The sequence below is a fragment of the Octadecabacter algicola genome, assembly GCF_021532625.1.
GTDB classification, from domain to species: Bacteria; Pseudomonadota; Alphaproteobacteria; order Rhodobacterales; family Rhodobacteraceae; genus Octadecabacter; species Octadecabacter algicola.
Genome location: NZ_JAKGAR010000001.1, coordinates 179826 through 191811 on the forward strand (window position 1 = coordinate 179826; position 11986 = coordinate 191811).

General features: G+C 53.5%; 13 protein-coding genes and 1 tRNA gene. 6 read left to right on the forward strand and 8 right to left on the reverse strand.

All coding sequences use genetic code 11. The annotated features are described in order from the left end of the window. The first annotated feature begins 63 nt into the window (after nt 1-63). Nucleotides 64-801, forward strand: coding sequence for a heme-dependent oxidative N-demethylase family protein (locus L0666_RS00790; protein WP_235257145.1), 738 nt, complete (start codon nt 64-66; stop codon nt 799-801). Nucleotides 802-848: 47 nt separating this feature from the next. On the opposite strand, the gene L0666_RS00795 is transcribed toward L0666_RS00790, so the two are convergent. From L0666_RS00795 to L0666_RS00805, 3 genes are all read right to left on the reverse strand, one after another. Beyond that, nucleotides 849-1151, reverse strand: a complete 303-nt coding sequence (locus L0666_RS00795; protein ID WP_235257147.1) for a hypothetical protein — start codon at nt 1149-1151, stop codon at nt 849-851. Between the two features lie 149 nt (nt 1152-1300). Then, nucleotides 1301-2710 (reverse strand): type I glutamate--ammonia ligase, encoded by a 1410-nt coding sequence (gene glnA / locus L0666_RS00800; protein ID WP_235257149.1) that lies wholly within the window; start codon nt 2708-2710, stop codon nt 1301-1303. 71 nt (nt 2711-2781) lie between these two features. Further along, complete coding sequence (locus L0666_RS00805) at nt 2782-3120, reverse strand: P-II family nitrogen regulator (protein ID WP_216037260.1); 339 nt, start codon at nt 3118-3120, stop codon at nt 2782-2784. A gap of 175 nt (nt 3121-3295) precedes the next feature. Between L0666_RS00805 and L0666_RS00810 the strand changes: the two genes are divergently transcribed. Continuing rightward, entirely contained in the window at nt 3296-4891 is a 1596-nt protein-coding gene (locus L0666_RS00810) for an NAD(P)H-hydrate dehydratase (protein WP_235257151.1), read from the forward strand. A 93-nt stretch (nt 4892-4984) separates the two neighbouring features. Here L0666_RS00810 and L0666_RS00815 read toward each other — a convergent pair whose 3' ends face one another. Continuing rightward, nucleotides 4985-5461 carry a Hint domain-containing protein gene (locus L0666_RS00815; RefSeq protein ID WP_235257153.1) on the reverse strand — a complete coding sequence of 159 codons (477 nt, stop codon included), beginning with the start codon at nt 5459-5461 and terminating at the stop codon, nt 4985-4987. A gap of 256 nt (nt 5462-5717) precedes the next feature. Here L0666_RS00815 and L0666_RS00820 point away from each other — a divergent pair. From L0666_RS00820 to L0666_RS00835, 4 genes are all read left to right on the forward strand, one after another. Beyond that, nucleotides 5718-5802 (forward strand) — tRNA-Leu (locus tag L0666_RS00820). A gap of 54 nt (nt 5803-5856) precedes the next feature. Beyond that, the gene (gene tig / locus L0666_RS00825; RefSeq protein ID WP_235259532.1) at nt 5857-7188 is read left to right on the forward strand and encodes a trigger factor; all 1332 of its coding nucleotides are present in this window, start codon (nt 5857-5859) and stop codon (nt 7186-7188) included. A 163-nt stretch (nt 7189-7351) separates the two neighbouring features. Next, nucleotides 7352-7813, forward strand: a complete 462-nt coding sequence (locus L0666_RS00830; RefSeq protein ID WP_235257155.1) for a hypothetical protein — start codon at nt 7352-7354, stop codon at nt 7811-7813. A 164-nt stretch (nt 7814-7977) separates the two neighbouring features. Then, nucleotides 7978-8445: a hypothetical protein gene (locus tag L0666_RS00835; protein WP_235257157.1), complete on the forward strand. Its 468-nt coding sequence runs from the start codon at nt 7978-7980 to the stop codon at nt 8443-8445. A gap of 45 nt (nt 8446-8490) precedes the next feature. Here L0666_RS00835 and L0666_RS00840 read toward each other — a convergent pair whose 3' ends face one another. The 4 genes from L0666_RS00840 to rpsF all read right to left on the reverse strand — a co-directional run bounded on the left by L0666_RS00840 (nt 8491) and on the right by rpsF (nt 11856). Then, on the reverse strand, nt 8491-10449 hold the full coding sequence (locus L0666_RS00840; protein WP_235257159.1) for a bifunctional 2',3'-cyclic-nucleotide 2'-phosphodiesterase/3'-nucleotidase: 1959 nt from the start codon (nt 10447-10449) through the stop codon (nt 8491-8493). Between the two features lie 154 nt (nt 10450-10603). After that, entirely contained in the window at nt 10604-11233 is a 630-nt protein-coding gene (gene rplI, locus L0666_RS00845) for a 50S ribosomal protein L9 (RefSeq protein ID WP_235257161.1), read from the reverse strand. A 12-nt stretch (nt 11234-11245) separates the two neighbouring features. Next, entirely contained in the window at nt 11246-11473 is a 228-nt protein-coding gene (gene rpsR, locus L0666_RS00850; protein WP_093993249.1) for a 30S ribosomal protein S18, read from the reverse strand. Nucleotides 11474-11502: 29 nt separating this feature from the next. Continuing rightward, on the reverse strand, nt 11503-11856 hold the full coding sequence (gene rpsF, locus L0666_RS00855; protein WP_235257163.1) for a 30S ribosomal protein S6: 354 nt from the start codon (nt 11854-11856) through the stop codon (nt 11503-11505). Nucleotides 11857-11986 lie beyond the last annotated feature (130 nt).

Genomic DNA, 11986 nt, shown 5'->3' on the forward strand with positions numbered 1-11986 from the left:
GCTAACTTTGGAGCCGAGAGATTCGTCTGTCAGGTCTGAAAGCGACATGAGAAAGTGGGGCAGATGGCCATAGAATTGAACATGATTTTGCAAGCCAAGATGCCTAATGGGCAGTTGGACGTTGCCGCTGCGCGTTTGCCCGCGGTTCGCCCCGTGATCGGGGATTGGCTGTTTCATGATGATGCCTACGGCGCACAGATGGTGCTAAAGCGGCACCTTTTGCAGACCCAAGAACGAGATGTTTACGCTCAATTGCCGGAAGGTTTAGCTGCTTCTCGGGGATTTTTGGCGATGGCTTTGGAGGTCCTGCCGGATGGGTTTCAGGTTGATGGGGGGCAGGTTACGTGCCCCGATGGGGTTCAGGTCACCTTAGAATGGGATGCTCCGCTTTGGTCTGTCGGGCAAATTCTGCAGCAGGACGTGTGTATCTTGGAAAAACGTGGCGATGAACATGTGCTGACGGGGGCTGTATTGTGTTTTCCTGCCAGTTGGACTTTGGCCCAGAAGATTGGCAAGCCACTGATTGCAATACACGAACCCGTACCCGAGTATGATGCACAGATCGCGACCCGTGTTCAGCGCTTGTTTGACGGTGTGCAGGCCGAACGGCCTATTTGGCGAGCCAATGCGCTACGATATGATGATGCGGCTCTCTATCAACCGCGCCTTGAGAACGATCCGCGGCCGGTTGGAAAATCAGATGCGCCCTATATGCGCAGCGAACGTCAAACGATACTTCGCCTGCCACAGCCGGATGCTGTTGCTTTTGTCATCCACACGACAGTTGTGAAAACGGACTAACGCCTTGTCTTAAGGCGGTTATTTGAGGATTGAGTTTGAGCGGGGCGCTAGAATAGAAATACGACTGAGGCCACGACGCCAAGTGCCAAAGCAGAGGCGATCATGTGAGCCTTTGAAGATGTCATCCAGCGAAACGGATCCATCGCGATGTCAGCAAAGCTGCGGACTTTATCTGATCCGGACCTAAAGGTCGATTTTCCGTCATTGCCGTCAGCGGCCCATGCAGATGGCATTGTGGACGCACCCGCGCGGATCGCGGACGACGGAATCTCGGAGTTCCGATGCAGACAAACCCCATTGGTTTGGGGTGTTGTCTTGGAGGGGGATACATATTTTGAAACACTACTCATGACGGCACCGTGGACCATAAGTGGGTCAACATGAGGTTAGCGTTAGGGAAACTTAGCGTTCTAATCGTGGCAGGATTGAGTTCACGGGGGAGGGCGCACGGAAAAAGGGCGCCCCGAGGGACGCCCTTTGAAGACTGTAAGTCTTTGAATTAGCAGCTGTAGTACAGCTTGAATTCAACAGGGTGTGGAGTGTGTTCGTATTCGTACACTTCTTCCCATTTCAGATCCATGTAGCCCTGAAGCTGGTCTTTTGTGAACACGTCGCCAGCAAGCAGGAAGTCCATGTCTGCTTCGAGAGCTTCGAGCGCTTCGCGCAGGGAGCCACAAACAGTTGGGATTTCTGCGAGCTCTTCTGGTGGCAGATCGTAGAGATCTTTGTCAGACGCCGCACCTGGGTCGATCTTGTTCTTGATGCCGTCAAGGCCAGCCATCAGCAAAGCTGCAAAGCAGAGGTATGGGTTGGCTGCTGGATCAGGGAAACGAGCCTCAACGCGCTTGGCTTTCGGGGAGTCTGTCCAAGGAATACGAACACAACCGGAACGGTTAGACGCAGAGTACGCACGAAGAACTGGTGCTTCGAAACCCGGGATCAAACGCTTGTAAGAGTTTGTGGATGGGTTTGTAATCGCGTTCAGGGCGCGGGCGTGCTTCAGGATACCACCGATGAAGTACAGAGCTTCCTGAGACAGGTCAGCGTATTTGTCGCCTGCGAACAATGGCTTGCCATCTTTCCAGATGGACATGTTCACGTGCATGCCTGTGCCGTTATCGCCAGCGATTGGCTTTGGCATGAATGTCGCGGACTTGCCGTATGCTTGTGCTACGTTGTGAACAACGTATTTGTATTTCTGAAGTTCGTCACCTTGGGTAGTCAGTGTGCCAAAGATCAGGCCCAGCTCGTGCTGACAGGACGCCACTTCGTGGTGGTGCTTGTCGACCTTCATGCCGAGGCGCTTCATAGTGGAGAGCATTTCAGAACGGATGTCCTGTGCGTCATCAATTGGGTTAACAGGGAAGTAGCCGCCCTTAACGCCAGGACGGTGGCCCGTGTTGCCCATTTCGTACTGAGTGTCTGTGTTCCAAGACGCATCGATCGCATCGACTTCGTAGCCGACTTTGTTGATGCCTACGGAGTAGCGCACGTCGTCGAACAGGAAGAATTCAGCTTCTGGACCCCAGAAGGATGTGTCGCCGATGCCTGTGGATTTCAGGTAAGCTTCTGCACGCTCTGCTGTGCCGCGTGGGTCACGTGCGTAGCCTTCGCCTGTGTCTGGCTCAACAACGGAGCAGTGAACACAGATTGTTTTTTCAGCATAGAACGGATCGAGGTACGCGCTTTCAGCGTCCGGCATCAGTTTCATGTCGGATTCGTTGATGGCTTTCCAACCCGCGATGGAAGAACCGTCGAACATGAAGCCGTCTTCGAGGAAGTCTTCATCAACTTCATCGGAGATCAGCGTAACGTGCTGCAGTTTACCGCGTGGGTCTGTGAAACGGATATCGACGTATTCGATTTCCTCATCTTTGATTCTTTTGACGAGATCTTTGTTGGCTGACATATCAGTCTTCTTTCCATGGATAGTGTTGGAGTTGGAATTGCTCAGAGCATGGGCGCTAAGGCACCCGGCTTTTACAACGCTTCGTCACCTTCTTCGCCGGTGCGGATACGGATCGCATGGCTGACGTCGGAAACGAAAATTTTGCCGTCACCGATTTTGTCGGTTTTGGCGGCGGTGATGATGGCTTCGATTGCGCCGTCAACTTGATCGTCGGCCAGAACGACCTCGATCTTAACCTTTGGCAGGAAGTCGACGACATATTCGGCGCCACGGTAAAGTTCTGTGTGACCCTTTTGGCGGCCGAACCCTTTGACTTCCACGACACTAAGGCCTTGAATGCCTGCGTCTTGGAGCGCTTCTTTCACTTCGTCCAATTTGAACGGCTTGATGATCGCTTCGATTTTCTTCATGGCCGCGACTCCCTCGGTTTTATGATTTCATATGGGTCAGACCACTTCTATGCGGGGGCTACAATTCGGTAGGGTATTAGGGGCCTGAGTCCCATGGCGATTCCAATGGGGCTGCCTAAAAAATAGGCAAAATGATGCAGGATTGAGCGAAATTGAATCGCGGAAGGTCAAGGAAATGACTGAATTGTTAACAGCCGCCCAAATGCGCGCCATTGAGACCGCCGCAATTGAGAGTGGGTCCGTCACAGGGTTGGAACTGATGGAGCGTGCGGGGCAAGGCGTTGTTGATGCAGTGTTTTCCGAGTGGCCAGACCTGGCCGAAGGATCGTTTCGCGCGGTGATTCTATGCGGGCCGGGTAACAACGGCGGCGACGGGTTTGTTGTCGCGCGGCTGTTGCGGGACGCCGGATGGGACGTTGATGTGTTTTTGTATGGGGACGCAGAGAAACTGCCGCCGGATGCAAAAAGGAACTATGAGCGGTGGTGCGAAGTGGGTGAGGTCGCAGCGCTCATAAACGGTGTGGAGCCATCGACCCGAGGCGTCAATGTTATCGTAGACGCCCTGTTTGGAACAGGATTAGGTCGGCCGTTTGATGACAAGGATCTTCGGCAAACCCTTATGGATGTTATTGACTGTTATGACGCGGGTCATGGAATTCCAGTTTTAGAGAGGCCAGCATTTTGTCCTATTGTTGTTTCTGTCGATTTACCTTCCGGAATTTGTTCAGATAGCGGTAAGGTCTTGATCCCAAATGACCCCGTGGGGCGATTGGAGTCGATCCGAATTGTGGCCGAATTGACAGTGACTTTTCACAAAATGAAGGTCGGTCACTTTTTAAATGAAGGTGCCCAAGCGGCGGGCAAGATCACATTAGTGGATATCGGGCTGCCAAAGAACCGGAAATCCCGGGTCAAATCAATAGACGTTGCGTGGGACAAATTTTTTCTGCGAAAACGGGGTGGGCACAAGTTTTCTCACGGGCACGCACTAATTTTGTCTGGTGGTCCTGCCCAAACGGGGGCGGCCCGTCTTGCCGCACGTGGGGCCTCGCGGATTGGGGCTGGCGTCGTAACTTTGGGGGTGCCGCCAAGCGCCCAGATGGAGGTCGCGAGCCATGTAACGGCGGTGATGGTGCGACGGATTGGAGATGCGGGTGTTTTGGTGCGGGTGCTGGAGGATCAGAGGATCAATGCGTTGTGTATTGGCCCTGCATTGGGGCTGACGGATGACAAGAGCGAGCTGATCGATACTGTGTTAGAAAGTGGGCGTGCGGTTGTTCTTGATGCGGATGCGTTGACACTGATCGCTTCGGATCAATCTTTATTTGGAAAGTTGCATGATAAATGCGTGCTGACGCCCCATGCGGGCGAGTTTGCGCGGCTGTTTCCTGATATTTCCGAGAAACTCACCGCGCCAGCAACCACTGGCCCAGCCTATTCCAAGGTAGACGCTACTAGAGACGCCGCAAAGCGTGCAGGATGCACGGTGTTGTTCAAAGGGCCGGATACAGTGATTGCCAGCCCTGACGGGCGTTGTTCGATCAATTCGAGCGCATATGAGCGTGCGGCGCCTTGGTTGGCGACGGCGGGGTCGGGGGATGTGTTGGCAGGGTTCATCACAGGGCTGATGGCGCGCGGGTTCGCGCCGCATCAGGCTGCAGAATCTGGCGCGTATTTGCATACGGAATGCGCGCTAAGTTTTGGGGCAGGGTTGATTGCCGAAGATTTGCCAGAAGAACTGCCTAAAGTGTTTCGCGCTCTGGGGCTTTGAGGCCCCCTATGAGGGCCCCCAAAGAAAAACGCAGCCCCGTTAAGAGCTGCGCTAAATTCAATTAGACAATGTGAAAGCGGTTGGCCTTAGGTTTTAAACCGCGGCAGACGCCACTTCGAGGCCGTCAGCATAAAGGATGTGCTGGCGATCAAAAATCAGTTCATAAACTGTCATTTTTGTTGCGTCTTGTTCGGAGATAAATTCACCATCGATCAAGCGCTTTGCCTTAACTGTTGCAACATCAGCGCCGAACAGCGCTTTGGCACGCCAGTCACGGATGTGAACAAGTGTATCCGGCCCGACAAGTAGATCGTCCTGTGGGCGTGTGTGGCCCAAGGAGCCGGCTTTGATTTGGATAGAGGCGACATAAACTTCGTGGCTGCGGATTTCGCGCAGAACTGACATGCCTGCGTCACGTGTAATTACACGGTCGCCAGCGTTCAGGTGTTCGACAGGAAGTTCGCCGTCGAGTGTCATAACAGTCGTTCCGGCAGCAAGGCCTGCAACGTTAGCGGCTTTGGATACGGCCGCGATGCGGTCTTTAAATTCTGTTGTTTGTCCCAGGTGCATGGCGTTTCTCGCTCTCAGCTAATTTGTCTGCCTCAGTGTTTCGCAAGAGAATATGGCAAGAAAGCGTTACGAACAGGACAATTGTGGTGTCATTACATGTCATTCAAAAGGTGAGTCTTTTGGGACACTGCAAAAAAATCCAAAGAATTCGCGAAAACGTAGGGGGAGAAGCGTGTTTTCCTCTCGCATCCCTCCAGACACTTTGCTAGGAGGTGCCCAACTTAAGGGGAACGCGGTTGCGTTCCCTTTATATCGTGCGGGTGTGGCGGAATTGGTAGACGCACCAGATTTAGGTTCTGGCGCCGCAAGGCGTGAAGGTTCAAGTCCTTTCACCCGCACCAAGATTACTTAGTCCTACCAAGGGTAGGGCTGTTCGAATGGAAAAGGACGAAACCATGTCGGTTAAAGAGACCCTGAACGATGGCCTGAAGCGCGGCTATGAGATCACAGTTACAGCTGCCGAGCTGGATGCGACAGTAAACGACAAGCTCAAAGAGGCGCAGCCTGAGATTGAGATGAAGGGTTTCCGCAAAGGTAAAGTACCAATGCCGATGCTGAAAAAGCAATTCGGTCCAAAGGTTCTTGGCGAAGCGATGCAAGAAGCTGTCGATGGCGCAATGAACAAGCACCTCGAAACTTCCGGCGATCGCCCTGCGATGCAGCCAGAAATGAAAATGTCCAACGAAGACTGGAAAGAAGGCGATGATGTTGTCGTAGAAGTTTCCTACGAAGCACTGCCTGCGATCCCAGAAGTCGACTTCTCCGACATCAAATTGGAAAAGATGGTTGTTAAAGCGGACGAAGCATCTGTTGACGAAGCTTTGGCGTCTTTGGCTGAAACCGCACAGAACTTCGAGGACCGCAAAAAGGGTTCCAAAGCAAAAGACGGCGATCAGGTTGTATTTGACTTCCTTGGTAAAGTTGACGGCGAAGCTTTTGAAGGCGGCGCGGCGGAAGGCCACACATTGGTTCTCGGTTCCGGTCAATTCATTCCTGGCTTTGAAGAAGGCCTTGTTGGTGTGAAAGCTGGCGAAGAGAAAGACGTCGAAGTCACCTTCCCAGAAGACTACAATGCCGAGCACCTTGCTGGCAAAAAAGCTGTTTTCGAATGCAAGATCCACAACGTTCTGGAGCCTAAAGCGGCTGAGTTGAACGACGAGATGGCAAAGCAGTTCGGTGCAGAAGATCTTGCTGGCCTGAAAGGTCAAATTTCCGACAAACTGGAAGAAGAATATGCAGGCGCAGCACGTGCTGTGACCAAGCGTGGTCTTCTTGATGCACTGGACAAAAAGGTTTCCTTCGAGCTGCCACCATCCTTGGTTGAAGCTGAAGCTGGCCAGATTGCTCACCAGCTGTGGCACGAAGAAAACCCTGAAGTTGAAGGCCACGATCACCCTGAGATCGAGACCACAGAAGAGCACACAAAACTTGCAGAACGCCGTGTAAAGCTGGGCCTATTGTTGGCTGAAATCGGTCAGAAAGCTGAAGTTCAGGTATCTGACGCGGAATTCACACAAGCTGTGATGAACCAAGCGCGCCAGTACGGAAACCAAGCGCGCCAGTTCTTTGAATTCGTTCAGCAAAACGCTCAGATGCAGCAGCAAATCCGCGCACCTTTGTTTGAAGACAAAGTTGTGGACCACGTTCTTGAAGGCGCATCGCTGAAAGAAAAAGAAGTGTCCAAGGACGACCTGCAAAAGGCAGTTGAAGCGCTCGAAGAAGCTTAAGCTTCTCGCCAATATTAGTGAAAAGGCCGTCCATCTAGGGCGGCCTTTTTGCGTTTGTAGGGGCGAACTACGGTAAACCTGACCTTTGCCGCATCCAGAAACGCTGTGAATTCTCCCGATATGAGGTTACCCTTACGTCACGCATTTAGAATTGGGGAGTAACATGAAATTTTTATTTGCTGTTTTCATTACGTGCTTTGGTTTTGTTGGGACGGCTCAGGCGTGTCCCGATTACACACTTTGGGGAAATGAAGTGTATAACTCGACTGGGGGGCAGTTGTTTTCGCCCCGTCAATTCAATGTCGTCGCGGGTGGTGACAACAATCTCCAACGGTGTGGATTTGCGTCCGGCGTTGATGGGTTCGTAATTACGGAGCCGGATTTCTCGTTCGACCTGAGCGGCATGAATGGCTACCGCATCGTTATTGATGTCAAAAGCAATTGTGACTCGGTTTTGCTGGCCAATACAGCGGATACGCAGTGGTATTACGATGACGACAGCAACGGGAATGCGGATCCACGTTTGGATATTGGCAATCCGGGTAATGGCGTTCTCGATGTTTGGGTCGGGACGTTTGATGGTCAGACGTGTAACGCTGTTCTGACGCTTGAGACTTTCAACTAAGGTGACCGGACCAAACGAACGCAAAGGGCCGCCTTCAATGTTGAGGGCGGCCCTTTTGCGTTGCTGAAGTGATGGGGGGCGCGAACGCTGGCCTCGCGATCGGTTAACCAAATTGTGTTCGTCCGGGATTCGACACCATCACGTTCGAATGTAGGATTGTCGGTATGAAACATATCGCTGCATTTTTCGCTCTTTGCGCAGGCCCTGTTTTTGCAGATTGTCCTGACCCGTCCCTAGACGCCCCGTTCTTTGAGGCGTCTGGTCCCGATCTCATTGCCCCTCAAAGCTGGGATGTGCGCGCGACTGGTGAACATGTGGTGCCGTGCGGAGCGTGGGCTTTAAATGGGCTTAGCGATGATCGGGTAAAGGGGTTCTTGCCCTTGGCGGCGACTGCTCGGTTTGAGCTAGATACAATGGGGCCACATATTCTTATGGTCATGGCAGAGGCCGAATGTAGCCCAGTGTTGGCTGTGCAAGACAGTCGGGGCGTTTGGTATTTCGGTGATACTGCGAATGGCCGCGAAGAGGTGACCGTTTGGGGCGCAAGCGATGGCCCGTTACATGTCTGGATCGGATCAACGGAGCAGACGGCGTGCGAGGGCACGCTAACGCTTGAGACGTTTGATCGATAGATCGACCGCCCCAACAAGGGAGCGGCCAAGGTTTCGTAACCGGAGTTAGAGAGTTATGCGGAACAGAGAGAAGCCGCTGTCGCTTTGGCCTGCGGCCTCCATGGTCACGCCCGGAACGTCGGCGGCGTAGGCTTCGCCAGCGGGGCCGGTTTCAAACAAGACGGTGGTGCCGTCCATTGGGGCAAACGTCCAGTTGCCGTCGGCTTGTGGGCTCACGGTGCCCTGATCGACGATGTAGCGCACAATGACGTCGCGATTGGTGTCTGGCCCTTCAAACACGGTTGTTTCCGCTGATGCACCGGGGAAACTACCGCCCCCACCGGCGCGGTAGTTGTTGGTGGCGATGATGAATTCAGCGGCCATGTCGATTGGTTGACCTTCAAACATCAAATTCACGATCCGATTTGCACCCTCATTGATCACAGCGCCGTCGCGGTCGAATTTGGACGGCTGGCTGAGGTCGATTTGGTAGGTAACACCGTCGATGACATCAAAATTGTAAGACGGAAACTCAGGGTTCAGCAGAATTGCGTCTTGTGCGCCTGCTTCGATCTGATTGAACATACCCGCAGAGCGTTCGAGCCAGTCTTTGACCTGCGCGCCTGTCACACGAACGGCGCGGGTCGTGTTTGGGTACAAGTAAAGGTCGGCGACGTTTTTAATCGCCACATCGCCGATCGCGACATCTGTGTAATATTCAGGTCCGCCACGCCCGCCTGCCTTGAACGGAGCGGCCGCAGAAAGGATCGGCAGGCCTTCGTGTTCGGTGCCGACCATCATCTGTTCAATGTACCACATCTGCGCGTTCGACACGATTTGGACGGACGGATCATCGGCCACAAGCGCGAAGTAGCTGTGTAGCGGCGCATCCGTCTTGCCAACGGCGCGGCGCACGTATGCGAGGGTTTCTTCGTGGTCAGTCGCGACGGCATCGAGGACCGGTTGAAAGTCTTCGACCAAGGCAGTCACAGAGCGGTCTTCGTTGCGCTGCGAAATTGGGCGAGCCTCGGACGTGTGGGATAGAACGCGCCAGCCAGATCCGTCCCGTTCCAACATCAAATCAATCAGGCCCATGTGGCTGCCCCAAAACCCGCCCATGACAGCTGGTTTGCCATGCAATGTACCAGCCTCAACATCAGCACCTGCAAAGTCGGCGTAGGTGGAGGACGGGAAGACGAGGTGGCTGTGGCCAGTCAAGATTGCGTCGATCCCGTCAACGGCAGCCAATGGCACAGAAGCATTTTCCATGCCGTCTTCTTCGTCGGCGCTGCCGATCCCCGAGTGGGAGAGGGCAATGACGATGTCACAGCCCGCTTCGCGCATTTGTGGTACCCAAGCGCGGGCGGCCTGAAGAATGTCACGCGCTTGCACGTTGCCTTCGAGGTGGCGACGGTCCCAGTTCATAACCTGAGGCGGGACAAAGCCGATAAGGCCGATCTTGATGGGATGGGTTTCCCCTGATCCGTCTGTAAGGACCCGCTCAAGGATCACATAGGGAGGCAAAAGCGTATCGTCTTCGGTGGGGGAGGCGCCCAAGGATTTGGCGACGTTCGCGCAAACCACAGGGAAGCCAGCACCCGCGAGAGATTTTTCAAGGAAGCCGAGGCCATAGTTGAATTCGTGGTTGCCCAATGTGGAGGCGTCAAAGCCCAGAGTGTTCATCGCTGTGATTACAGGGTGGGTCACGTCGCCATCCATGCCACGTTCATAGGCGATGTAGTCACCCATCGGGTTCCCCTGAAGGAAGTCACCGTTGTCCAGGAGGATTGAGTTTGTTGATTCTGCGCGAACGTCCTGAATGATCGACGCCGTGCGGGCTAGGCCAACGGTGTCGATGGCACGATCCGAATAGTAGTCATACGGGTAGACGTGGACGTGCAAATCCGTTGTTTCCATGATGCGCAGGTGTGCTTGATTGGTTTGCGCACGTACCGAGTAAGGATGCATGGCGATAAGGCCAGCGGTTCCAGAGAGGAATCCGCGACGAGAGAGTGTGAATGACATGATGTGCCCCTTTGAATGAAGTTGAACCCAGTCTTAAGGTCGTTGTGCAACGAGACTGTAACAACATCCGTTGGGAGTCGAGAAACTTAAGCGTCCAACGACAAAGGCCGCCCCGAGATCGGAGCGGCCTTATATGTTTTCAACGAAGGAAGACTTAGTCTTCTTCGGAAGCTTCTTCAGCAGGTGCTTCTTCGGCGGCAGGTGCGTCGTCACCGAAGTCTTCCATACCGGCTGCGCCGATATCGTCGAACAGTTCCTGAATTTCAAATTCAGCGGCTGCTTCTTCTTCTGCAGCCAGTTCGGCTACGGATTTACCAGCGGCCTGAAGTTCAGCTTCTTCAGTGGAACGAGCAACGTTCAACTTGATCGTCGCATCAACCTCTGGGTGCAGTTTGACCAGCACATCGTGGATACCAAGCTCTTTGATAGGCTCGATAAGTACGACTTGTTTACGATCAACTGTGAAACCAGCTTCGATTGCAGCGTCAGCCGCGTCGCGAGTTGTGACGGAGCCGTAAAGGTTGCCGCCGTCAGACGCAGAGCGAATCACGATGAAAGTTTCACCATCGAGTTTGGCCGCAAGTGCTTCGGCCTCTTTCTTGGTTTCGAGGTTGCGTGCTTCGAGCTGGGCTTTCTGTGCTTCGAACGCAGCCATGTTGGCTTCGTTGACGCGCAGGGCCTTGCCGTGTGGCAACAAGAAGTTGCGTGCGTAACCTGGTTTTACTGAGACAACTTCGCCCATCTGACCAAGCTTTGCGACGCGTTCTAGAAGGATAACATCCATTGGAATTTTCCTTTACTTAACAGCGTAAGGCAGCAGGGCCAAAAACCGTGCGCGTTTGATTGCGCGTGCCAAAGCACGTTGGTTTTTTGCACCGACAGCGGTGATACGGGATGGAACGATCTTGCCGCGCTCAGAGATGTAGCGCTGAAGTGTCCGTGTGTCTTTGTAGTCGATCTTAGGAGCGTTGTCGCCCTCAAATGGATCGGACTTACGACGGCGGAAAAATGGTTTAGTAGCCATGACTTATGGTCCTTTCTTTATCTGGTGGATTAGCGGCGTTCGCGGCGATCTGGTCGCTCGTCACGCTTTTGCATTTGCACTGAGGGACCTTCCTCGTGCTCGTCCACTTTGATGGTCAGAAGGCGCATAACGTCTTCGTGCAGGCGCATCAGGCGTTCCATTTCTTGGATCGCTGGGGCAGCTGCGTCAGAGCGCAAATAGGCATAGTGGCCTTTGCGGTTCTTGTTGATTTTGTAAGCCATCGTTTTGACGCCCCAGTATTCGCTTTCAACGACTTTACCGCCGTTGTCTGCAAGCACTGTGGAGAAGTGTTCGATGAGGCTTTCTGCTTGCGTGTTGGACAAGTCCTGACGCGCAATAAACACATGCTCATATAGTGGCATGGTGACTCCGTTCTGTTCTCGGCGCATTTCAAAGGGCGAGGACTAAACATCCCACTCTCGCCCACGAGAGACTGCGCAGTTCATAAAAGCTGCGGGATGAAGGGGCCTTATACAAAGGTGCACTGTAGGA